21 protein-coding genes are annotated in these 23440 nt (G+C 35.2%); 5 read left to right on the top strand and 16 right to left on the bottom strand.

The window, feature by feature from the left end; translation table 11 throughout:
• Positions 1 to 123 precede the first annotated feature (123 nt).
• The 11 genes from BQ7352_RS04695 to BQ7352_RS04735 all read right to left on the bottom strand — a co-directional run bounded on the left by BQ7352_RS04695 (position 124) and on the right by BQ7352_RS04735 (position 11708).
• The gene (locus BQ7352_RS04695) at positions 124 to 1044 is read right to left on the bottom strand and encodes a carbohydrate ABC transporter permease (RefSeq protein ID WP_072447365.1); all 921 of its coding nucleotides are present in this window, start codon (positions 1042 to 1044) and stop codon (positions 124 to 126) included.
• A 10-nt stretch (positions 1045 to 1054) separates the two neighbouring features.
• Positions 1055 to 2008, bottom strand: a complete 954-nt coding sequence (locus BQ7352_RS04700) for an ABC transporter permease (RefSeq protein ID WP_072447366.1) — start codon at positions 2006 to 2008, stop codon at positions 1055 to 1057.
• Positions 2009 to 2030: 22 nt separating this feature from the next.
• Positions 2031 to 3896: a glycoside hydrolase family 127 protein gene (locus BQ7352_RS04705; protein WP_072447367.1), complete on the bottom strand. Its 1866-nt coding sequence runs from the start codon at positions 3894 to 3896 to the stop codon at positions 2031 to 2033.
• 15 nt (positions 3897 to 3911) lie between these two features.
• Entirely contained in the window at positions 3912 to 4439 is a 528-nt protein-coding gene (locus BQ7352_RS04710) for a bifunctional 4-hydroxy-2-oxoglutarate aldolase/2-dehydro-3-deoxy-phosphogluconate aldolase (RefSeq protein WP_159430628.1), read from the bottom strand.
• Positions 4420 to 4557, bottom strand: a complete 138-nt coding sequence (locus tag BQ7352_RS14500) for a hypothetical protein (RefSeq protein ID WP_159430629.1) — start codon at positions 4555 to 4557, stop codon at positions 4420 to 4422. Before BQ7352_RS14500 ends, BQ7352_RS04710 begins: the two co-directional genes overlap by 20 nt.
• 247 nt (positions 4558 to 4804) lie before the next feature.
• Positions 4805 to 4966, bottom strand: a complete 162-nt coding sequence (locus BQ7352_RS14610) for a hypothetical protein (protein WP_200791366.1) — start codon at positions 4964 to 4966, stop codon at positions 4805 to 4807.
• A 142-nt stretch (positions 4967 to 5108) separates the two neighbouring features.
• Positions 5109 to 6383: a sulfatase-like hydrolase/transferase gene (locus BQ7352_RS04715; protein WP_083429851.1), complete on the bottom strand. Its 1275-nt coding sequence runs from the start codon at positions 6381 to 6383 to the stop codon at positions 5109 to 5111.
• A 34-nt stretch (positions 6384 to 6417) separates the two neighbouring features.
• Positions 6418 to 7812, bottom strand: coding sequence for a sulfatase-like hydrolase/transferase (locus BQ7352_RS04720; protein ID WP_072447370.1), 1395 nt, complete (start codon positions 7810 to 7812; stop codon positions 6418 to 6420).
• Between the two features lie 14 nt (positions 7813 to 7826).
• Positions 7827 to 9257: an aldehyde dehydrogenase family protein gene (locus BQ7352_RS04725; protein ID WP_072447372.1), complete on the bottom strand. Its 1431-nt coding sequence runs from the start codon at positions 9255 to 9257 to the stop codon at positions 7827 to 7829.
• A gap of 169 nt (positions 9258 to 9426) precedes the next feature.
• A complete protein-coding gene (locus BQ7352_RS04730; RefSeq protein WP_072447373.1) occupies positions 9427 to 10113 on the bottom strand; it encodes a FadR/GntR family transcriptional regulator in 687 nt (228 codons plus the stop codon).
• Between the two features lie 239 nt (positions 10114 to 10352).
• Positions 10353 to 11708, bottom strand: coding sequence for an ABC transporter substrate-binding protein (locus BQ7352_RS04735; protein WP_072447375.1), 1356 nt, complete (start codon positions 11706 to 11708; stop codon positions 10353 to 10355).
• A gap of 162 nt (positions 11709 to 11870) precedes the next feature.
• Between BQ7352_RS04735 and BQ7352_RS04740 the strand changes: the two genes are divergently transcribed.
• Positions 11871 to 13139 carry a transposase gene (locus BQ7352_RS04740; RefSeq protein WP_072447377.1) on the top strand — a complete coding sequence of 423 codons (1269 nt, stop codon included), beginning with the start codon at positions 11871 to 11873 and terminating at the stop codon, positions 13137 to 13139.
• Between the two features lie 101 nt (positions 13140 to 13240).
• Here BQ7352_RS04740 and BQ7352_RS04745 read toward each other — a convergent pair whose 3' ends face one another.
• The gene (locus tag BQ7352_RS04745) at positions 13241 to 14089 is read right to left on the bottom strand and encodes a carbohydrate ABC transporter permease (RefSeq protein WP_072447379.1); all 849 of its coding nucleotides are present in this window, start codon (positions 14087 to 14089) and stop codon (positions 13241 to 13243) included.
• A gap of 17 nt (positions 14090 to 14106) precedes the next feature.
• Entirely contained in the window at positions 14107 to 14868 is a 762-nt protein-coding gene (locus tag BQ7352_RS04750) for a carbohydrate ABC transporter permease (RefSeq protein ID WP_200791367.1), read from the bottom strand.
• Positions 14869 to 15060: 192 nt separating this feature from the next.
• Between BQ7352_RS04750 and BQ7352_RS04755 the strand changes: the two genes are divergently transcribed.
• From BQ7352_RS04755 to BQ7352_RS04770, 4 genes are all read left to right on the top strand, one after another.
• Positions 15061 to 16632 carry a Mu transposase domain-containing protein gene (locus tag BQ7352_RS04755; protein ID WP_072447383.1) on the top strand — a complete coding sequence of 524 codons (1572 nt, stop codon included), beginning with the start codon at positions 15061 to 15063 and terminating at the stop codon, positions 16630 to 16632.
• Positions 16629 to 17393: an ATP-binding protein gene (locus BQ7352_RS04760; RefSeq protein ID WP_072447385.1), complete on the top strand. Its 765-nt coding sequence runs from the start codon at positions 16629 to 16631 to the stop codon at positions 17391 to 17393. Before BQ7352_RS04755 ends, BQ7352_RS04760 begins: the two co-directional genes overlap by 4 nt.
• 228 nt (positions 17394 to 17621) lie before the next feature.
• Complete coding sequence (locus BQ7352_RS04765) at positions 17622 to 18302, top strand: helix-turn-helix domain-containing protein (RefSeq protein ID WP_072447387.1); 681 nt, start codon at positions 17622 to 17624, stop codon at positions 18300 to 18302.
• A gap of 11 nt (positions 18303 to 18313) precedes the next feature.
• Entirely contained in the window at positions 18314 to 19264 is a 951-nt protein-coding gene (locus BQ7352_RS04770) for an IS3 family transposase (RefSeq protein ID WP_159430630.1), read from the top strand.
• A gap of 236 nt (positions 19265 to 19500) precedes the next feature.
• Here BQ7352_RS04770 and BQ7352_RS04775 read toward each other — a convergent pair whose 3' ends face one another.
• The 3 genes from BQ7352_RS04775 to BQ7352_RS04785 all read right to left on the bottom strand — a co-directional run bounded on the left by BQ7352_RS04775 (position 19501) and on the right by BQ7352_RS04785 (position 23421).
• On the bottom strand, positions 19501 to 20160 hold the full coding sequence (locus tag BQ7352_RS04775) for a bifunctional 4-hydroxy-2-oxoglutarate aldolase/2-dehydro-3-deoxy-phosphogluconate aldolase (RefSeq protein WP_072447391.1): 660 nt from the start codon (positions 20158 to 20160) through the stop codon (positions 19501 to 19503).
• A 32-nt stretch (positions 20161 to 20192) separates the two neighbouring features.
• A complete protein-coding gene (locus BQ7352_RS04780) occupies positions 20193 to 21341 on the bottom strand; it encodes a mandelate racemase/muconate lactonizing enzyme family protein (protein ID WP_072447393.1) in 1149 nt (382 codons plus the stop codon).
• 214 nt (positions 21342 to 21555) lie between these two features.
• Positions 21556 to 23421, bottom strand: coding sequence for a glycoside hydrolase family 127 protein (locus tag BQ7352_RS04785; protein WP_072447395.1), 1866 nt, complete (start codon positions 23419 to 23421; stop codon positions 21556 to 21558).
• Positions 23422 to 23440 lie beyond the last annotated feature (19 nt).

The following is a 23440-nucleotide window of genomic DNA, read 5'->3' on the forward strand; positions in this document are numbered from 1 at the left end:
ATATTTTTTAACATGTTTTTGTGCATATTGTCGCCGAATAACTGTTCTTGTAATTTCTGTCACAAAAAAAAGCAGCCATGATACTTGTCATAGCTACTTTTTAGGGAGTTTATGAAATAATAACTATCCTTTTACAGAACCTAGCATAATACCTTTTACAAAATGCTTCTGAACAAATGGATATACACAGAGAATCGGTAAAATAGAAATAAAAATTGTTGCAGAACGAAGAGACTGAAGGTCAATCGCCATTTCAAATACAGAACCAGCTTCTGAGCCTAAATCCGTCTGAGCCATTAATACGATATTTCTAAGAAGTACCTGGATTGGCCACTTGTTGCTGTCATCGATAAACAAAATGGCATTTAAATAGCTATTCCAGTAACCAACTGCATAGAACAGGCCTACCGTTGCATAAATCGGTTTAGAAAGCGGAACAATCATTTTTATAAGAATTCTCCAATCATCTGCTCCATCAATCCTCGCAGATTCAAGAAGCGATTCTGGAAGTGACTGATAATAATTTTTTATCAATATCAGATTATACGGACCAATCAGACCTGGTATAATCAAAGACCAGATGCTATTATAAAGTCCCATATCCTTAACATTTAAGAAATTTGGAATCATTCCAGGATGGAAAACCATCGTTAAAACGATAAGAAACATAATCTGATTACGAAATCTCAAATGTGGCTTAGACAAAGGATATGCCATTAATGCTGTCATGATTAATGAAGAAAGCGTACCAACTACGGTAATAAAAACAGAATTCAAAAGAGCCTGTGTTATACTTTTAGATGCAAATACATATTTAATCGTGCTTAATGTAAAATGTTTTGGAAAAAGAAGAAATGCACTCTCACGCACATCGCTTGCTGAAGCAAATGTACATGCTAAAATATGCCAAAATGGAAGAAACGATATAAGTGTAATTAATCCCAAAATTATATAAATAACTATATCTCCAATGGTTTTCTTCTTAACACCATGGCCACTATTATTTTCATTCTTTACTGTTTTAATATTTTTATTTTTAGTCATAGCATCCTCCTTACATAATTCCTTCATTACCAAGTTTCTTTGCTACCCAGTTACAAGAAACAACCATGATCATAGAAACAAGTGACTTAAATATACCAACCGCTGTTGTATAAGAAAACTTTCCATTTGAAATACCCTGAGTATAAATAAAAGTATCAAAAACCTCACCAACGGAACGGTTTACGTCATTTACCATCAGGAATAATTGGTCAAAGCTTGTATCCATAAAGCTTCCCATACGAAGAATTAAAAGTGTAGCAATCGTTGGTGCAATTGATGGAAGTGTAATATAAAAGATTTTCGAAAATCTTCCAGCACCATCCATCGATGCTGCCTCATATAAAGACGGATCAATTGATGTCATCGCTGCAAGATAAACGATTGTTCCCCATCCAACATCCTTCCAAACCTGCTGAATGATAACGATAGGCCGAAACCAAGATGCACTAGTTAAAAAAGCCACTCTTGTTCCTCCTAAAAACTCAAGCAAATTGTTAACACTTCCGCCGTCTTTTGCTAGTAATGTAAAGGAAATACCAGCAATTACAACCCATGAGAAGAAATGTGGAATATATGTAATCGTTTGAACTGCTTTTTTGTAAATCATGTTGTCTACTTCATTTAATAAAAGAGCAAATACAATTGGAAGTGGGAAGAAAAACACTATGCTGTAAACAGATAAAAGCAATGTGTTTTTAAACAACATCCAGAAATTGCTACTTTTAAATAGCATGCTGAAATATTTCATTCCAACAAATTCTCCTGCAAAAGGATTTTTAATAAATGGATTATATTCAAAAAATGCAATTCCAAACCATTCAAATGGTCTAAACTTAAAGAAAACAAAGAACAATACACCTGGCAATAGCATAAGATACAGCATTTTATCCCTTTTTAGTTCACTCCACAAACTTTTTTTTCTCATTACATTCATTTTTGTTTCTTTTGTTTTTACATTTGCCATAATAATAACCTCCTAACCTTTCTCAAGCTTTTGGAAACCAAACGCTCATATCCGCCTCATCTCTATTTGCCCACGCATAATATGGTATCATTTTCAAGATTGTATCCTCACCATCTAATGCAACCTTGTAATACAAATCATTTTTCTGAACAACTTTCTTAGCTGGAACATCCAAAACAACAACTCCATTTAAGAAATCCTTTTCATAATGTTCCTGAATAGTGCCTCTAACCTCAAGACAGATATTATCTAACTCGGTATCGCAGTCAATCCCTTCCGCACAATACACCACAGGACCTCTCTTGACACAAATCATTCCACGATCCGCTTCAACATTTGGATTTGCCTGCATGAAAACGGCCTTCATAGGAAATTCAACCTGTATCTCATCGCCGCTTTTCACATTGATTTCATAATACCCATGTTCAACCTTTTCCCCATTAACTTTTGGATTTTCACACCATGACGGAATTCTAATTTTCAGTTTCTTATTTTCTGCATGTACGACATTAATTTGTACAGAAGCATCCCAAGGATATTCTGTTCTCATACAAATCTCAATCTCATCATCCTTATAATCACAACTTGTAAACAAATTCACATAAAGTGTATCTGCATTCTTTCCATATACCCATCTTCCCATACCTGCTATTGTACGGAATAACTGAGGAGGACAGCACCAACAGTCAAATGTTTTCCATCTTCTAGTTGCCTTATGTGCATACGCAGAATTGAAGTGCATATCTCCTTCTGAAACGAATGGAATCTGACTATTAACTCTATAGGTAAGAGGATTTGAATAAAAATATCTTGTCAATTCTAGATTCGTTCCTGAAATCCCAGCATTATACATAATCTGCTCTGCCACATCTCCATACTTTGCATCTCCTGTCAAAGTCAACATTCGCATACAGAACATCGCTGCTGCGATATTAGCACATGATTCATTGTATGCAATTTTATTTGGAAGTTCATATGCTGCACCATGTGCTTCTGATATTGGATCTCCATTGACTGAATAGCCATAAAACTCTGGACATACCCCTCCAGTAATATACATTTTCTTTGAAGTAAGATCTTCCCATATTCTGGATATAGCATCGAACAATTCCTTTTCGCCTGTTATAGAATAAACATCTGCTGCTCCTGCATATAAATAATTGGATGTAACTGCATGTCCAACCGCCTGTGTCTCTTTTCGAAGTGGAGTTCTTGTTTGATTCTGATCCGTTCCGTTTGGCTGACTTCCACGCATATTCACAAAAATTTCTGCTAATTGGAATGCTTTTTCATACCCAGTTACACTATAAAATTCGCAAAGTCCCATAATCTGACTCGGATTGAATCCAAAATGTCCAAGTTCTGGTGGATAATCTTTAAAAACCACGTATAGATAATCTGTCAATTTTTTTGCAAGCGGAACTAAAGTTTGTTCTCCAGTAATATCAATATGTGCTGCTGCAAATGTATAAAAATGCCCAATATTATACAATTCATGAAAATTATAATTTCCCCATCTTTTCTTTGAGGTTAAAGTAATCTGTGTATTGATATAACCATCTGGTTCTGCTGAATTAATAATTAATGGAATATATTTATCTACGATTTCTTTTACCTTTTCATCTTTCGTTCTCTGATAAACATAAAGACAGCCTTCTAAGAACTTATAACAATCACCATCTGACCAATTTGCTCCATAAAAGGATTCTTTTCTTTCTCCTGCTGCAATTTCAAAATTAATTAATCTTGCTGAATTAGTAGGGCACAAAAGTGCTTCTAACATACACTGAATAATTTCCATATAATTATCTGTTCGTTTGCCCCAAAATCCGTCTGTCAGTTTACTATTTCTCAGACTTGCAAATTCAAACTTTCTATATTTATCCATTTTTGCTTGCATCTCCTATTTTCTATTTGTGTATTCCTGTGCAATCTTTGTGATTTTCTCATACTCACCATTATAAATAGCTTTCTTATCAATCAACTTACCACCAACTCCAAATCCACAAACACCGGCATTTGCAAATTCTTTGATATTATCCGGGCTCACACCCCCTACTGCAAGAAATGGAATATGATTTAATGGAGCACATAATGATTTAATATAATTACTTCCTAAGTCACCTGCTGGAAAGAGTTTTACAAAATCAGCTCCCTCCTCATATGCATATGCAGCTTCCGTTGGAGATAATGCGCCAGGAATAAATACTACCTCTAATTCATTTGCCTTTCTAATTACGTCTACATTCACATTTGGTGTAATAAAATATTTTGCTCCAGCTTGAAAAGCCGCATCGCACTGAGCAATATTCATAACAGTTCCTGCTCCTACACAAATCTTTCCCTGCATCTGTTCTGAAACCACTTTAATCAATTTAGAGGTCTCAACAAGATGATTTGGATTACTTTGATCAAAAGTAATCTCCATCATATGAATCCCCCCCCTCATACAGTGCCTGAGCAGTAGGGATAATATGTTCTTCATCCACACCTCTTACAATTGCAATTATTTTTTCCTTCTTAATCAGTTCAATTATTTTCTGTTTCATCTGCAATCACCTTTATTCCACCTTATATTTTTCTAATATATCTCTATTAATCTCTACTCCAATACCAGGTTTATCAGGAACATAAATGTATCCTTCTTCATAACGAATTCAGTGCAATTCCCTGTTGACCAAATGGACGACTTTTGTTATACAGTTTTTCCCATATTACTTCTACATCCAAGCTTTCTTTTCCAATCACTTCCTGCTTATAACAATGTTCAATAAAACTTGCTGCAAGAAAAGGTGACTATTGTCCATGGCACATACATTCACCAAATCCACTTGTTCCATCTTCACCAATGACCTCTACAATAACAGAACTTCTTCGTTCAACCCATCCTTGTGAAAAGCGGAAAGGTTTATCCAACGGAGCACTAATTACATGTATTTGTATATCTTTTATTATCATAACTTCGGTTCTCCTTGTCTTATACCTTTTAACACTCTTATCTTATCACATATGTTATATGTTAGCAATCAGCAATATTTCTATTTTTTTATTATCTATTTTATGCATTATCACTATTTACTGCTTTTCATCAAGTATTCTTCTAATTATTGTCATAGTTTTTCTTGAGTGATGGATACTCCGGTTTTCCAATCGTACCTGCTTCTGGAAGAAAATCTAAAATATCACATAGATAATCATCTGACAGATTGATCATTTCATTAGGATCCGTCGAAAGATCATATAGCTCATCAATATCCTGTGGAATAAAACTATATTTTATGTTTCCTTCCTTGATTGCACGAATCTCAAAGCTGTGACCATTATATTTATAGTAGTTACAATAAATATCTTCTTTTTTTTCTTTTTTATCCTCTGATATTTTAAAAAGACTTCTTCCATTTTTACATTTACATCCAGCTAACTCAAAAAATGTCTGCGCAATATCTAATGTATTACAATTATTTGCACATACATTTTTTTCCTGCTCACCCTTTAAGTCCGGACATACTAAAAGAGGTGTGCGGATTACATCCTCATAACAGTATGCATGCTTATCAAATTTTCCATGATTTCCAAGCATTTCCCCATGATCAGATGTAAAAATAACAATTGTTTTTCTTCCGCCAGAACATTCCTTTGCTTTCTCAAGAATCTGTCCTATGAAATAGTCCATTAAACTGATTGAGCCATAATAAGCGCGAATAGTTTTTTCCCATTCATGCTCATCAAAATATTCTGTATCAATGCTTGGCCACCATTTTCTGCTCTGATACCATGGTTTATTCTGAAAAGTATCATACATACTCTTTGGCATGGGTATATCCACCTGATCATACATGATATAAAATGGCTCAGGGTTTGAATTTGGAAAATGGGGTCCAACAAGCGATGCTGTAACGCACCAAGGCTTGTCTCTATTTTTTTCCAGAAATTCCATTGTTTTTTTTGTAACCTTATATTCAAAACGTTTTTCGATCGAATCCAGTTTCTTATAAAACGGAACATAATCATCATCTGACTTTTTTGCACTTCTTGGATCTTGCATATTCTTCAGCTGACCTCGTTCTGTAACAGTTGCTTCTGGAATTCTCGTTTCATGCTTGAGGCGATCACTTTCTATTCTGCAGATATCAAACTCTACGCCCGTCTCTTTCGACTGCCAATCAAGACCTAGATGCCATTTTCCAAAATACCCAGTTTTTCTTCCACTTTCCTGCCTTCGATCAAGCCATGTAATTGATGATTTTGGCAAATATTCCTGTGTGCTGGCACCCACATCACAATTATCAATTATACCGCTTTGATGAGGATATAGTCCTGTCATAATACTTCCTCGAGCAGGCGTACAAAGCGGACATACGGAATAACTATTTATATAATATTATCCATATCTCTGTCCTTCTCTGCCATTATATTTCTGGTGTACCTATATTCCATGGTGTATCAAATCCCGGTGTGGCCTTATACATGCTGTCAAACATACAACGATATCCATGAAGTTTTGCATCCTCATAATCTTTATCATTCCAAAGATTCTTTCTTTCAAGTGGATCTTTATTCAAATCATATAATTCACCATAGTCCCGATTCACATAATGTATCGTCTTTATACCATTACAGAGAACCCCTCTTATAGCACCTGCTTCCATATAGATATATGGACGGATACGAAGTTCTTTTGACTTATCCCAATAAGGCACAAAAGAATAATCAGACATTGGAGCCTCAAGAGGTGTTTCAGAAAGTTCCATACATGTAGAAGCAATATCAATATTTACAACCGGCTCTTTCACGCGAATACCAGAAAATCCAGCAATCGGAGGCTTTACAAATAATGGAACTCGCATCAAACTATCTTCTAAACATTGTAGTTTTTCAACTAATCCATAATCACCCATGAAATCACCATGATCAGAGCTGTAAATAATAACCGTATCGTCATAAGCATTGTGCTTTTTCAAAATATCAATTACTTCTCCAACTTTTTCATCAATCAATGTAATATTGGCATAATAGGAACGTTTTGTGCGGAGAAACTGTTCTTTTGTATAATCTTTTAAATAAATATCAGAATACATGCCCATGTTTTTGAACTGAGGCCCCTTCTGTTCAAGATCTTCATATGTGCTTTCAGATTCTTCCATATCTTCCAGATTATACATATCAGCATACTTAGTTCCTTCCAAATCATATGGATGGTGCGGTCCTGGAAATGATAAAGTAAAGAAAAATGGCTTATCTTGATTCTCTTCAACCGACAAACGGTTTTCCAACCATTCTTTTCCTTTTTCTCCTATAAAATTATCGACATGATGTTTTATATCTGCTTTCCATACACCACCACTAATCAAAGTTTTCTGATACATTTCCTTAGGATTTAATCCCTGTTCTTTAAGATAATCCTCGTATACTCCAAGCTGTTCTGATGGTGAAAAAGGCATATGCGCATCAACAATCATTTCAAAATCATAACCTTTATCAATCTTTGACCCTGCGAAGTGCTGCTTTCCAACAACAGCTGTATAATATCCATTTTCCTTCATACGTTTCATAAATGTTTTTTCTGTTTCCGGAAGACAACTGATGTAAGCTGGAACTTCACACTGACTTGGATATTTGCCAGTCATGATAGCTGCACGAGATGGCACACAGGATGGATTTGAACAGTAACCATGTTCAAAAAACACACTGTCTGCTGCAAGCTTATCTAAATTCGGTGTAATTATTTTAGAATTGACGCATCCCATCGTGTCATATCTTTGCTGATCTGTCATAATAAATATAATATTTGGTCTTTTTTTCATATCTTTCCTTCTCCCTAGTTTTCCTTTAGTGCAATGGAAATTCTCTGAATATAATAGTATTCATCCAAACTGAATGTCGAACAATCTTTTCCTATACCGCTCTGCTTGCAACCACCATGAGGAAGATTATAACAAAAACATGGCTCATTTACACAAACATCGCCTGCATCAATTTTTCTAGAAAGGCTTAACCCCATATCAAGGGAAGATGTATAAAGATAAGCTGCAAGACCATATTCTGTATCATTTGCCAGCACAGCTAAATCATCAGAATCATCCATATCTGAAATTGCAATGATAGGTCCAAATATTTCTTCCTTATATACTCTCATATCTTTCGTAATGCCAGTAAGAATTGTTGGTTCAAAGAAATAACCTTCTCTGTCAAGACGCTTTCCACCACAAACAAGAACCGCTCCTTTTTCCACTGCATCCTTTACTAAAGATTCCATATTTTCAACTGCCTTCATTGAAGACATAGGCTGCATATGAATACCTGGTGCTTCATATTTTCCACTTCCATATGCTATATCTGAAAGCATATCTGTTGCTTTTTCAAGAAATCTTTCCTTTATATCTTTATGTACAAAAATTCTATTTGGCGCTACGCATACCTGTCCGGCATTTCCTGTTTTTCCATTTACTACACACGTAGCGGCTTTCTCCACATCTGCATCTTTCGCAATAATAACCGGAGCACTTCCACCAAGTTCCAATGAATAATGCTTAATTGAAGTTGCTGCCTGCTGCATTATTTTTCTACCGGTAAAGCTAGAACCGATCAATGTAATCATCTGTGGAATCTTACTTTCATTCAAAATAGTTCCAACTACATTGTCATCTCCCGTAACGATATTAATAACACCAGCAGGAATGCCAGCTTCTATTGCAAGCTCGCCTATATATAATGTAGACAAAGGAGTTTGACTACTTGGCTTTATTATACAAGTACAACCAGAAGCTAGAATTGGTCCAAGCTTATATCCCACATTCAGAAGTGGAAAATTCCATGCCAGATAACCAACAACTACACCCAAAGGTTTTTTGATAATCATATTGATATGTTTATTATCATAATCCGGAATAATCTCATCTTTTGCTGCTCTTGCTTCTGCAATGTAATAACGTAGACAGTCAGGAAGCATATGATAATCTTCGCAAGCATTGCCATAAGTCTTTCCGCTTTCTTCGATCAGAAGTTCCACAATCTTATCCTTGTGTGACTCTATAACATCCGCAAATTTTAAAATATATTTTTCTCTCTCGTTTAAAGAAAGTTGCGACCATGTCTTAAATGCATCATTCGCTGCGTTTAAGACTTCCTCTGTCTGTTCCTGATTTAATCCGTTTAATGAAGCAATTGCTTTGCCATTTTCAGGATTATAAACGGTAAACTCTTTTCCTTTTCCTTCTACCAGCCGTCCATTTATCAAGTTCTTATACATATTTTTCCTCCATTTATAATAGATTATTTATATCATTTTTCCTTACTATGAACTGACCTTTATCTCAGTCCTCATTTCACTTGTATGTTATCATATAAGTGAAATGAAAACAATAGAAACAAGCACCATTTTTTCATTTTTTTTTGTACCTTTTTACCAATAAAAATTTCTATTTATCTGCATTATAAGTTTGAACATTTAGTCTTGTAGCACTCAGATGCATAGACATTTTTTCTGCTGCTTTTTCAGAATCTCCCTTTTCAATTTCATTTAAAATATTTCTATGATAATGAAATTCCTGCTCGATTGGATCTTTGCTTTGTGGTGTAGAAACAATTAATTTTCTCATATACGAGGTATACGCCTCAATAAGCGAAGATAACAACGTATTTCCTGTTGCTCTTGCAATTCCTAAGTGAAAATCTAAATCTGCATCATAATATTTGTTATCCATAGCCTGACAACTTTCCATTATTTCAAGTTTTTCTCTTAATACTAATAAGTCTTCCTCTGTTCTACGTATTGCAGCAATCTCAGCACACTTAGGTTCTACAATATCTCGAACCTCCAACATTTCATCTAATGATGTTTCTTCTGTTGCAATCAAATCTTTAATGGATCTTATCAGTACATTTGCTGTATTATCAACAACCAAAATTCCTTTCCCATGTATTCTTTTAACAAGTCCACGAACTTCAAGTGTTTTTACCGCTTCTCTAACGGTTACTCTAGAAACCTCAAATTTTTCTAATAGTTTTTGTTCACTTGGTAAAAATCCCTCACTATCATATTCTTTATTTTTAATCATTACTAATATTTCTTCTGCTACAGAATCTGAAAGTTTTTTTCGTTTCACTTTTTACTCATCCTCCATATATATCAATTAAATAATTAATGATTATTTTCTATTCTGTCACATTGCTATCAGACAGTTATATCATATCATATTTTCTTACAAATCAAAAGAACAATATCTCTATTATTAACTATTTTATATATATAATAAGAGGATTTTTAACTTACAACTGTAAGATAAAGATCCTCTTGTTACTAAATCACATTAGACGGTATTTCGTTCTAAATGATATAAACATATTAATTGCTTGCTTTTTTAATAGCTTCATCTGCACGTTCTTTAATATTCTTTATGGTTGTCTCTAAATCTTGAGCTTCAACAAGATATTTTTCTACTTCTTCCATGTAAACTTTTTCATATTCAACGTTTGCAGGTCCCATGATTTTTTCTGTTACACGAATTTCATCTGGATTAGCAAGAACATATTTAATCTGGTCTGTTGTAATACCATCATCTACTAATGAATCACCAAATCCAACATATAAATCGTTTTGTTCCACTGTACGATTTGCTTCTTCAGAAGAACGTGCATATTTAGCACATAATCTAGTTAAATCCATACAAATCTCAAAAGCAAGTTTTGGATCTGCAGATGTTGGTGTAACAGCGAGTCCATTAACAATACCCCATGTTGTATGTTCTTTACTATCACAAGGCAATGGTGCAATACCAATCTTCCAATCTCTTGGATTTCCTTCTTTATCAGCAGCCCATGGAAGAACCCAGCCTCCCTGACATGTCATACCATAATTACCATTCATGAATTCTGTTGCTTCTACTGTTGAAAGGGTATCTGCCTGTTTCTTCATGCTTTCATCTTCAAACATCATATCATGAACCAATTCAATATTTTTAGCAAACTCTGGATCCTCAATATTAGATAATCCATCTTCTGTATAGAACTTTTCGCCACCTCCTAAATTTTCAATTGCTTCACCATAAGTAGATGATGACCAAGGTAGATAAAATGCACCATAAATTTTATTTGCACCTTCTCCCTGAGTAATCTTTTTAGCAGTTTCACGATATTCTTCCCAAGTCATAGGAACTGTATCATCTGGATAAGGTACTCCTGCAGCATCAAATACATCTTTATTGTAATATAATGCCCAAGAAGTAATATTATGAGGAACCATATAAGTCTGTCCATCATTCTTTGCAGATTCTGCGTATTTTCCAAATTCTTCTTCAAAGTCTACACCAGTTTCAGCAATCAAATCATCTAGTGGAATAATTGTTCCATTATCAGCATACTGCTGTTGAAGCATTGGATTTGCTACAACAATAATATCAATCTGATTTCCAGCAGCAATCTGTGTTGGAACAGTTGTATTAAAGTCTGCTTCTCTTCCAACAAAATTGAATTCAACATTCTGATACTCTGACATTGTCTGAATTTCTTCTATTGCTTTCTGCATCTTATAATCTTCATCAATTCCATTAAGATGAATATTCATTGTTTCTTTCTCTCCTGATGCAGCCTGATTTCCAGTTTCAGTTCCCCCACCAACATTTTGTGTTTGTTCTCCACAACCAGCAAACAAAGATGCTGCCATGGTTGCGATTGTCATTAATGCTACCACTTTTTTCTTCATATTTTTTCTCCTTTAACTTATATTTTTAGGCGTTTGATAAACGCCGTAACCCATTGATTTTACTGGGTTTTATTGCTTTATTTATATAAATTTTCTCTCCAAAAGTGGTAAAATATAGGTAACAACACCAACATGTTTGCCAACTTAAGGAGGAGAAAATTTATGACTACTAAATACCACCAGATTTCTTTAAAAGAATCTTTTTCAGACTGTCAGGATCAATTTATTGACGATGCACCATCATTCTTTTTACTTCTGTCTGAACACTGTGATATTAATGAATTTATTCCAATTCAATTTTCCAATGCTTTTTATCAGACTTTAGGACGCAATCGCATTTACCCTCTTCATGGTTTTCTTTCTGCTTTCATTTTGCAGAAAATCTTCTCTATTCCTACAGATTCGCTACTGCTTTTACTACTAAATATTTGCAAGGAATTGCGCGATTTCTGTGGTTTTTCAAAGGTTCCTGATGCATCCTTGATGTCTCGTTTTAAACATGACTTCGAGCCTTATATTGAACTTTATGTCAAGGAAAACAATCCGAAAACACTAAATGCTCTCATCAAAAAGCTGAAAGTTTTCTACAAGGACAAGCCTGAGATTGATCCTTATAAGATGGCCTATGGACTTATGCCTTCGCAAGCTGCCGCCTGCTCGGATGCCAAACAGATGTACATTAATGGGTACTTCTGTTATGCCGTTAAATTCGCTATTCTTACAAATGGATTAGGTATTGTCCGCCACATTTCTTTCGTTGATGATGCTGAATTCAAAGCTGCTCACCCGGATCTCATTGTCGAAAAGAAATCGGATTCACCTGACGAAGATAAGTCTGTTGGTGATGCATCCGCTTTAGCCCCTGTTTTGCAGGATTTCTTTTCACTTCATACAGATTTTCACCCTGATACCTTTCTTGGCGATTCTGCTTTTGACTCTGCTGATCTCTATGGTACTTTGTTCAATGACTTTCACTTTTCAAAAGCTTTGATTCCTTATAATCCAAGAAACGAAAGTTCTTTGAAGAAAGTCGGTTACAACGAATATGGCTATCCTACCTGTCCGAATGATCCATCACTTGCAATGAAATACTGTGGTGTTACCAAAGAGAAAGGTCGTACAGACCGTATCAAATGGATTTGTCCCAAAATGCATTATCAAAAAGGATGGATTTGTGGCTGCGACACCCCATGCAGTACTGCTTCACGTGGCAGAACAACCTACACTTATGAAAACATGGATTTACGTATGCTCCCAGGTATTCAGTGTGACACAAAAGAATGGAATGACACTTATAAAATACGAACAATCGTAGAACGTGCCATCAATCATTTCAAAATCAACATGTGCATTGCTGGAAGAAAAACAAGAAACCATACCACCACAAAATCTGATAATCTATGTCAATTCAGAAACAATTCTGAATACTGACCTATTTTCTCCCCTTATATACGGGAGAGTTATCCACAGTAACCAATAAAATCATTTATCAATTACCTACTTATATTTTTTTAGAATATTTCTATTCTTTGTTACCCTTTTACTCCGGAAAGTGCAATACCTTCAATAAAGTTTTTCTGTGCACATAAATAAACTATTACGATTGGAATTAAAGCTAATGTTGCACCTGCCATCTGCACAGCGAAATTACTTGAATACTGTCCTTTAAATGATGCAATACCTACAGATAACACCTGTTTATTAATATCACTGATATATACTAATGGTCCAAAATAGTCATTCCATCCCCAGGTAAATGCTAAGATTAAAAGTGCTGAAAGCTGTGATTTTGCAAGTGGAATTACAACCTTAAAAAATGTTTTAAATTCCCCACTTCCATCAATTCGAGCGGCTTCAATTAACTCATTTGGGATTGACATAAAAAATTGTCTCATCATAAAAATTGAAAATGCGTTAAACATCCATGGCATATACACACTAGCTAAAGTATTAATTAAATGAAGATGCTTAAAAATTACAAACTGAGGTATAATACGCACCTGAACAGGAATCATCATAGTTGAAATAAATAACATAAAAATTATATTTTTTCCAGAAAACTCTAATTTTGCAAATGCATATCCAGCCAAAGAACTAACAGTAAGTACTAATATCACGACCATTATAGTTACCATAATAGTATTCATATACCAATGAATATACGGGAAATCCGTAAATGCTGTTATAAAATTACTCAATGTTGGTTGTTTTGGAATCCATTCGATTGGAATATTAAATACAACATTTTCATGTTTAAACGAAGCTGACAACATCCATGCAATCGGAAATACCATCATAATTGCAATCAAGAGTAAAGCTGCTGTTAATAAAATTTTCCAGAACAATTCTTTTTTCGTGTAACTAATTTTGTTTTTTTTCATTTTTCATTTCCCCCATGCTATACATACTCAACCCAATTTTTCTGAACTACCCACTGAATAATTGTAACAATAAGAATCAGCAAGAAGAAAATCCAAGATACAGCTGATGCATATCCCATATGGAACTGCTTAAATGCCTGATCATACATATGATATACAATTGTTGTTGATGCATTTCCTGGTCCACCTTCTGTCAACACCTGAACTTCTGCAAATATTTGGAATGACTGAATTATTGAAGTAATAAGTAAGAAGAATGTTGTAGGTGAAACCAATGGTAAAGTAATATAAAAGAACTGTTTTAATTTTGTAGCTCCATCTACAGAAGCAGCTTCATAATAGGATGGAGAAATTCCTTGAAGTCCAGCTAAATAAATAACTACACAATATCCGATATTTTTCCAAATCCAAAAAATACCAATTGAAGGAAGTGCCCATTTTATATCTCCAGTCCAACCTGGAACATTCTGTATTCCAAGTGTTCTAAGCAATTCATTAATAGGTCCAAAACTTGGTTGAAATAATGCGGAGAATACTAAAGCTGCAGCAGTTATCGTTGTTACATATGGCATAAAAAACGCAGCTCTCAAAGCACCTCTTGCAAAAATTTTTTGATTTAATAACGTAGCAATTATAATTGATAAAATCAATAATATTGGAACTGCAACTAACATCAGAAGTATATTATTTTTCAAGCCAACCTGAAAATATTCATTATGAAAGGCATCTATATAATTTTGTAAGCCACAAAATGTCGAACCGGAAAAGCCTTTAAACATGTTATAATCCATCATACTAATTACTAATGAATATATTAATGTGCAAATTCTGCTCGAACGGTACGCCTATTCTGAAATCGGCGGTACATTCATTCTGATTTAGCGGTACGCGTTTTCTGCTCAAAACGGTACGTTTTTCCTTTATTATTGTGATGTAACTATTATTCATCACAGTGCAAAGGAGGAACTATTATGCACGACTACAATACTATTCTTGGAGTCATAGAACTTCGGCTCAGTAAAGTCAGTTATGACTCTGTACAAAAACGTTACCGGATCGGACGGAGCGGGATTGCATTGATCATGAACCGCTACAAGGATTCAGGCTTATCATTGGATGATCTTCGACAAATGCCAGCCTCAAAGGTGGTTGATCTCATCTATCCAAAAGAAAACCTTCGACATAAGGATATTCCACTGCCTGATTTTGAAAAAATACATGAGCAGATGATCCAAATGGGAAAACATGCTGACTTGAGTTTTCTATGGATTGATTATAAAAAAGAGCATCCTAACGGTTACCAGCTTGCTCAGTTTTATAAGCTGTATCGTGATTTTATGGTAGATACTTATGGTACTTCAAAAACATCTATGCCTGTGGAACGGATCCCTGGTGAAAAGATGTATATTGACTGGGTAGGTGACCAGCCGGAACTGCTATTGGATACAACAACTGGCGAACTTCGGAAAGTTCACATTTTTACAACTACACTTGGTTTTAGCAGCCTTGTTTATGCAGAGATCTTTCCGGATGAAAAACTTCCACATTTTATTACCGGCACAGTACATGCACTGTCTTATTATGGGGCAGTTCCTAAATATCTTGTCCCGGACAATCTGAGAACAGCTGTTACCAGGCATAGTAAAGATGAACTTGTGCTGCAGTCAGCTTTTTCAGATCTGGAAACTTTTTATGATACGATTATTCTGCCGTCACCACCAAGGAAACCGAAAGGTAAACCAACAGTTGAAAATCATGTGCGTTTCTTGGAGACGCATCTGGTAGAAGAATTAAAGAAAGATACTTATACTTCTCTGGAAGCTCTGAATGCTGCGGTCAAAAAGATCGTAGCAGACATCAACCAGCGTCCTTTCCAGAAAAAATCTGACATTCGGAAATCCCGCATGAATGGATTCGAAAAGTACGACAAACCGCGTATGAACCAGCTTCCAGGCGAAAGTTATACACTTTGTGATTATAAATACTTTCTTAAAGTTCCAGATAATTACCATCTTGAGTATGATGCCCACTACTATTCTGTATTGTATACCTATAAAGGGAAGCCTGCAATTCTTAAGGCTACAATGACGGAGATACGGATCTGTGATGAGTATAACCGGCTGATCTGCCGCCATCCAAGATCTTACCGTGATTTTCCTCTTTACATTACAGATGACAGTCATATGCCTCCAGAACACCTATATTACAAAGAAGTGAATGCACATGACGGAGCTTATTACAGACGATGGGCATCTGTTTATGGAGAATCTATGGTAACTCTTATTGACAGGATACTCCGCAGTTCCAAGCATGAGGAACAGGCATACAACAGCTGTGCCGGTGTACTCCATTCCTGTAAAGATGTTCCTCACAGGCTGGTTCAGGAGGCTGCTGAGAAATGCGTAGAAGCCAATGCCTGCAAGTATTCTTATTTCAAGAAAGTACTTAGCATGGTTCAGAATAATCATTCCAGCAGCGCTATAAACGGAACCGGAAAACTTCCTTCCCATACAAACATCCGTGGAAAGGAGGCATACAAATGAGTTCATCCCATGACATTACATTAACACCTCAGGAGCAGGCTCTGATCATGCGTCTGAAGAGTTTCCGTGTTCCAGAAATGGCACATATCCTGGAAGAACAGTTGAAAGATCCCAATGCAGATCTGAACACTTTTATGGAACGCATGACAGCAATGGTTGATGCAGAGTGGCAGGCGCGAGCAGATAAACGTTTTAATCGTCTGATGAAAGAAGCGCATCTGCGATACCCAGCGGCGGATCTTGACGAAACTATTTACCGTCCAGAACGTCAGCTTGATACCCAGACAATAGAGCGACTGAGTACCTGCCATTGGATAGAGGAAGGAAAGAATCTCATTGTAACAGGATCTTCCGCCAGTGGAAAAACTTATCTAATCAATGCTTTTTGTGTAACTGCAATGAAGCAGTCTAAGAGTGTAAAGTATATAAAAGCGAACACTCTTATGAGCGAAATGGAACAGACACGTATCAAATCCACAAATCTGGATTACCTGAATAAGCTGACCAAGCTGGATCTTCTTGTAATCGATGATTTTGGCCTTATGGATCTCGATCTTGATAAATGCCGGGATCTTTTTGAAGTCCTTGACACCAGGGATGGAAGAAAATCAACTGTAGTCATCTCACAGTTTCCAGTCAGTACATGGTTTGATATGTTTGCTGATAATACCTACGCTGATGCGTGCCTTACACGAATCACAGATAAACATCATACATATCGTCTGGAAATGAACGGTATAAATATGCGTGAAACAGAATGATATCATCTAGCGGTACTTCGTACCGTAAAAAATGGAATAGCAGTTCCGCAGTAGCGGAACTGGCATTCCGTTTGAGCGTAATTTGCATATTAATGGATACGCCATAAAAAGAATAAATCCTATTAGTGATGGTAAAATAAATGTAAAACCGATAATATTCTTTTTGATATGATACCTCTAAAGTAGACAGATTAAATATAAAAATCTGTTGCTTTGGAGGTATTTTTCATGCCAAAATCAAAACATTCACCTGAATTTAGAGCTAAAGTATCGCAGGAATATCTGGATGGTATGGGTTCTGTTCAGTTCCTTGCTGATAAATACAGTATAGGGTATTCAACACTAAAAGGATGGATTAATGAATATCGAATTCATGGGATATCTGCATTCTGTCATCCAACGAATAGAAATAGAACTTATTCAAAGGAATTTAAACTCCAATGCGTAGAAGCAGTTCTAAATGGAGAAGGAACCGTTGATGATATCATCGCTAAATATGCAATATCTAGTCGTTCTGTTTTAAGAAGTTGGATTAAGGTGTATAATGCCAATAGAGAATTCAAGGATTATAATCCAAAACAGGAGGTCTATATGGCAGAGGCACGAAGAAAAACAACACTTGAGGAACGCAAAGAAATCGTTGACTATTGCATCAACCATAATCGTGACTATAAGAATACAGCTGCAAAATTCGATGTTTCTTACAGTCAGGTCTATTATTGGGTAAAGAAATATGATGTTGATGGAGAAACCGGATTAACAGACAGACGCGGTCAACGTAAAACAGATGATGAAGTAGATGAATTAGAACGTTTAAGACGTGAAAACTTACGACTAAAGCGTCAGTTGGAAGAAAAGGATATGGTTGTTGAATTGTTAAAAAAAGTGAAAGAATTCGAAAGGATGTGAGACTGGGCAAGGTGCGTCATGAATCAAAATATCTTGCGATAAAATATTTTCATACAGAGAAAAACTGGAGTATTGAATGGATGTGTAAACATTTGGAGATCGCAAGAGCTGCTTATTATAAATGGCTACACCGTGAAACACCTGAAGGTGAAATGGAAAATATCAAACTTGCAGAGCTCATTAAGGAGTATGATGAACGCTTTAACCATATCTTAGGATATCGGAGAATGACTTCCTGGATCAATCATTTTAATCAAACAAAGTACAGCAAAAATAGAGTTCACAGGATTATGAAAAAACTGGAAATTCATTCCGTTATACGAAAAAAGAAGAAAAAATATAGGAATACCAATGCAGATGAAACAGCAGAAAATATACTACAAAGAGATTTTTACGCAACTGCCCCCAATCAAAAATGGGCTACTGATGTGACCGAATTTAAAGTGCCGGGGGAAAAAAAGAAGCTGTATTTAAGTGCCATTATAGATCTGTATGACAGATTTCCTGTCTCATATATTGTCAGTGCCAGAAATGATAATAAATTAGTATTTAAAACCTTTGATAAGGCAATTGCGTTGAATCCCTGTGCAAAACCGATTTTTCATTCAGATCGCGGATTCCAGTATACCAGTCAAATGTTTAAAAAGAAACTTGAAAAACAAGAAATGAGGCAATCCATGTCACGGGTTGGACATTGTATTGATAATGGACCAACAGAAGGTTTCTGGGGAATTATCAAAGCGGAAATGTATCAGATGTATGAAATAACAGATGAATCCTCATTAAGATTTGCGATAAAGGATTATATAAGATTTTATAGTGAAGAACGTCCACAGGATAGGTATTGTTGTAAAACACCCTTAGAAGTACGTCAAGAGGCGCTGAAATCAGACATACCAGTAGAATATCCTATTCCAGAAAACAAACGAATTGAAAAATATAAAAAGAAATGGTGTGCATAAAAAATACCTACACTCCAAAGTGAAATGTAGGTATTTTTGCCGCTTAACTTTAGATATTTCACCTGTCTACTTGACAAGGGGCATATCATTTTTCTTCTTCTTTTCTTCATTTGTGGCGTTAGTTCTCTTCTTTCTCCTTTCATCATTACCCTCTCTTTTCTAAACCGTATTTACTTTCTTGTTTATATGTATGTTATCGCATATCATACGTGTTATCAATTGCCATTATTACCATGTTATATAGTCACTTTTTGTATATTTTTCACAAACTCTTTGGCTGTTTTGGTAATTATATCGTAATCACCACTGTAAATAGCTTTACGATCAACTAAACTTCCACCTACTCCAACACCACAAACTCCTATCTTCATAAAATCTCCCACATTTGAAGCAGAAACTCCTCCAACCGCAAGAAATGGAATATGATTTAATGGTGCAGATAAAGATTTAATATAGTTAATACCCAAATCCCCTGCTGGAAACAACTTTACAAAATCTGCCCCGCAATTATACGCATCTGCAGCTTCAGAAGGTGTTAATGCACCTGGGATAGAAACAATACCCAATTCGTTAGCTTTTTTAATTACATCAAAATTTACATTAGGTGAAATAAAATACTTTGCTCCAGCTTTATATGCTGCTTCACATTGCTCAATTGTCATAACAGTACCAGCTCCAGCACATATTTTATCTTCCATGTTTTCTGCAACCAGTTGAATTAATTCAGCATTCTTTGTAACACCCTTTGGATCCCTTTGATCAAAAGCAATTTCCATTAAATGAATTCCACCTTTATAAAGAGCTTCTGCTGTTGGCAAAATATGTTCTGCATCAACCCCTCTTACAATTGCAATAATCTTTTCTTTTTGAATTAACTCAATTACTTCTTTTTTCATACCAATACACTCCTTCTTTATCTTTTCCGAATTTATTTGACAACCTTATATTTTTCTAAAATATCGCGATCTACTTCAATTCCAAGACCTGGGGCATCTGGAACATAAATATATCCGTTCTCATATCGAATCCCATCATTAATCAATTCCTTACGGAAAGGATGACTTGATCTATCAAATTCAAGGAATAATTCTGAAGGACAAAAACTCATTGGAGTATATGGTAAAGAAGATATAAACTGTAATGAAGCGGCAAGTGACACGCCTGATCCCCATGCATGTGGCATAATAGCAGTATTATATGCCTGTGCAATTGCAGCCATTTTTTTACATTCCGTTATACCACCTGCGGATGAAACATCTGGCTGATAAATATCTAAAGCTCCATTTTTTAACCAATTATTAATTTCTATTTTTCCGAAAATTTCTTCTCCTGCTGCCATATAGGATGCAGTTAAATTTCTTAATGCCTTGTATCCTTCCATATCCTCTGGAGTTAATATTTCTTCATAAAAGTAAATGTTTTCTGGAACAAGTTCTAAAATTATTCTTCTTGCAACTGCTTGTGAATAGCATGCATTAAAATCAACCATCAAGCGAACATCAGGTCCGACTGCTTTACGTATAGACCGAATATATTCAATATCCTTTTCTGGTGTAAAACCAACCTTTAGCTTCATTGCTGTAAAGCCTTCTTCTTTAAATTTAAGCGCATCTTCTACAGATGTTTCTGGATATTTTTTCCCATCTAAACGATAAAAGCCAGTTGCATATGCAGCTAATTTTTCTCTGAATCGACCACCAATCAATCTGCTAATCGGTTGTTTTAGCTGTTTTCCATTTAAATCCCATAGAGCAATATCTATTCCACTTAAAGCATTCATTGCAATTCCCTGTTGTCCAAAAGGTCTTGCTTTATTGTATAGTGTTTCCCATATTACCTCTACATCTAAACTATCTTTTCCTATTACCTCCTCTTTATAACAATTTTCTACAAAGCTAGAAGCTAAAAATGGACTTTGCTGTCCATGGCACATGCATTCACCAAAACCACTTGTTCCATCTTCTCCAATAACCTCTACAATTACAGAGCTTCTACGATATACATACCCCTGCGAAAAGTAAAATGGCTGTTCTAATGGTGCGCTAATGACATGTGTAATCAAATTTTTAATAATCATTTACACTACCTCTTTTCAATTAATTTTTTCTTTATAACATTTATTCTTGATACATGTTATGAATATTTTTTATTTATATGATATCATACATGTTACATGTTATCAATTGTCTTTTTTTATATATTAACGCACTCTTTTTTGTAACAAATGCTATAACATAAAAAAGATATGCTACATAAACTGCAACATATCTTTTCATAATTATATATTTTCATTAAACCATAGGAAACCAAATACTCATATCTGATTCTTCACGATTAGCCCACGCATAGTATGGAATCATTTTTATTGTTGTATCACTCTCTGCAAATTGATATTCGTAATATAACTGCTCTTGCTGTTTACGATATTTTCCTGGAACTTCTAACAATACCACTCCATCAAGTAATTTTTCATCATATTTTTCTTTTACTTCGCCTGATGGATTTATATACAATTCATCCAACTTATATTCGTTGTCAATTCCCTCTGCGCAAAAAATTACAGGTCCCCTTTTTACTGCGAGCATTCCTCTATCTTGCTCGACATTTGGATTTGCTTGCATAAACACAGCTTTCATTGGCAATTTTACGATAATACTATCACCTGTAGAAACAATGGTTTCATAATATCCCGGCTCAACACTTTCGCCATTTACACTTGGATTTTTACACCATGCAGGAATACGAATCTTTACTTTCTGTTGCTGTGCCTTACAAATATCTAAAACTATTGTATCTTCCCAAGGATATTTTGTTGTCATTACAATTTCAGTATCTTCTGTAACATAATTACATTTGGTAAATAAATTCACATAAATTGTATCTTCATTTTGTCCATATACCCATCTTCCGATTCCCGCCATCGTTCGGAATAATTGTGGTGGGCAACACCAACAATCAAATGTATGCCATCTTCTAGAAGACTTATGCTTATATTGTATATTCAATTCTTTTTCATCATTAACTACAAATGGTATTTGTTTCTCTTTTCTATATGACAATGGATTCGAATAAAAATATCTTGTTAAGGATAGGTTAGATCCCGAAATTCCGGCATTATACATAATCTGTTCTGCCCAATCACCATACTGTGTATCTTCTGTTGTTTCAAGCATTCGCATTGCCCACATAGCTGCACCTATATTAGCACAGGATTCATTATATGCAATTTTATTTGGAAGTTCATATTCTGTACCATGAGCCTCATATGTACGGTCTCCATTTTCAGAAAAACCAATAAATGTTGGGCAAACCCCACCCGTAATATAAATTCGTTTTGATATTAAATCATTCCAAATTCGCTTATTTGCTTCTAATAAAGCTTTTTCACCTGTTTCAGAATAAACATCAATTGATCCGCTATACAAATAGGTAGATGTAACTGCATGACCAACTGCCTTTGTTTCTTCTCTAAGTAATGTTCTTGTCTGGTTTTGATCTGTACCGTTCCCACTACTGCCTCTCATATTTACAAATATTTCAGCCAATTCAATATCCTTTGGATTTTCTGTCACACGATACAAATCATATAATCCCATTATCTGACTTGGATTAAATCCAAAATTTGCAAGCTCCTTTGGATATGTATGGAATACGCCATATAGATAATCCGAAAATTTTCTCGCTGTTTTTATTAAATAATCCTGTCCCGTAATATCATAATGAGCAGCAGCAAGTGTAAAGAAATGACCCGCATTATATAACTCATGATGCTCCATATCAGTCCATCGACCAATATCTGTAAGTGTTACCTGTGTATTTAAATATCCATCCTTCTCCTGATTTAAAGGAATTAATTTTGTATATTTTTCAACAATTTCCAGTACCTTAGGATCATTTGTATTCTGATATACATATAAACAGCCTTCTAAGAACTTATAGCAATCTCCATCCGACCAAAATGCTCCCTTCCACTGTCCTTCTCTTACGCCTGCCCCGATTTCAAAATTCAAAAGTCGCGCAGAATTTTCTTCATCTAATAAAGCCTCTAACATACTGTTTATTATTTCCATGTAGTTTTCTGTTCGATGACCCCAAAAACCATTTTGCAATCTACTATTACGAAGGCTAGCAAAATCAAATTTTCTATAGTTTCTCATTTCATTCTCCTTATATTCC

This window comes from Blautia sp. Marseille-P3201T, assembly GCF_900120295.1.
Taxonomy (GTDB): Bacteria; Bacillota; Clostridia; order Lachnospirales; family Lachnospiraceae; genus Blautia.

Bases quoted from the DNA above. Each gene is read 5' to 3' on its own strand.
- BQ7352_RS04695 (WP_072447365.1), bottom strand. From the start codon at position 1,044: ATGACTAAAAATAAAAATATTAAAACAGTAAAGAATGAAAATAATAGT.
- BQ7352_RS04700 (WP_072447366.1), bottom strand. From the start codon at position 2,008: ATGGCAAATGTAAAAACAAAAGAAACAAAAATGAATGTAATGAGAAAA.
- BQ7352_RS04705 (WP_072447367.1), bottom strand. From the start codon at position 3,896: ATGGATAAATATAGAAAGTTTGAATTTGCAAGTCTGAGAAATAGTAAA.
- BQ7352_RS04710 (WP_159430628.1), bottom strand. From the start codon at position 4,439: ATGATGGAGATTACTTTTGATCAAAGTAATCCAAATCATCTTGTTGAG.
- BQ7352_RS14500 (WP_159430629.1), bottom strand. From the start codon at position 4,557: ATGAAACAGAAAATAATTGAACTGATTAAGAAGGAAAAAATAATTGCA.
- BQ7352_RS14610 (WP_200791366.1), bottom strand. From the start codon at position 4,966: ATGATAATAAAAGATATACAAATACATGTAATTAGTGCTCCGTTGGAT.
- BQ7352_RS04720 (WP_072447370.1), bottom strand. From the start codon at position 7,812: ATGAAAAAAAGACCAAATATTATATTTATTATGACAGATCAGCAAAGA.
- BQ7352_RS04725 (WP_072447372.1), bottom strand. From the start codon at position 9,257: ATGTATAAGAACTTGATAAATGGACGGCTGGTAGAAGGAAAAGGAAAA.
- BQ7352_RS04735 (WP_072447375.1), bottom strand. From the start codon at position 11,708: ATGAAGAAAAAAGTGGTAGCATTAATGACAATCGCAACCATGGCAGCA.
- BQ7352_RS04740 (WP_072447377.1), top strand. From the start codon at position 11,871: ATGACTACTAAATACCACCAGATTTCTTTAAAAGAATCTTTTTCAGAC.
- BQ7352_RS04745 (WP_072447379.1), bottom strand. From the start codon at position 14,089: ATGAAAAAAAACAAAATTAGTTACACGAAAAAAGAATTGTTCTGGAAA.
- BQ7352_RS04750 (WP_200791367.1), bottom strand. From the start codon at position 14,868: ATGTTTAAAGGCTTTTCCGGTTCGACATTTTGTGGCTTACAAAATTAT.
- BQ7352_RS04755 (WP_072447383.1), top strand. From the start codon at position 15,061: ATGCACGACTACAATACTATTCTTGGAGTCATAGAACTTCGGCTCAGT.
- BQ7352_RS04760 (WP_072447385.1), top strand. From the start codon at position 16,629: ATGAGTTCATCCCATGACATTACATTAACACCTCAGGAGCAGGCTCTG.
- BQ7352_RS04765 (WP_072447387.1), top strand. From the start codon at position 17,622: ATGCCAAAATCAAAACATTCACCTGAATTTAGAGCTAAAGTATCGCAG.
- BQ7352_RS04775 (WP_072447391.1), bottom strand. From the start codon at position 20,160: ATGAAAAAAGAAGTAATTGAGTTAATTCAAAAAGAAAAGATTATTGCA.
- BQ7352_RS04780 (WP_072447393.1), bottom strand. From the start codon at position 21,341: ATGATTATTAAAAATTTGATTACACATGTCATTAGCGCACCATTAGAA.
- BQ7352_RS04785 (WP_072447395.1), bottom strand. From the start codon at position 23,421: ATGAGAAACTATAGAAAATTTGATTTTGCTAGCCTTCGTAATAGTAGA.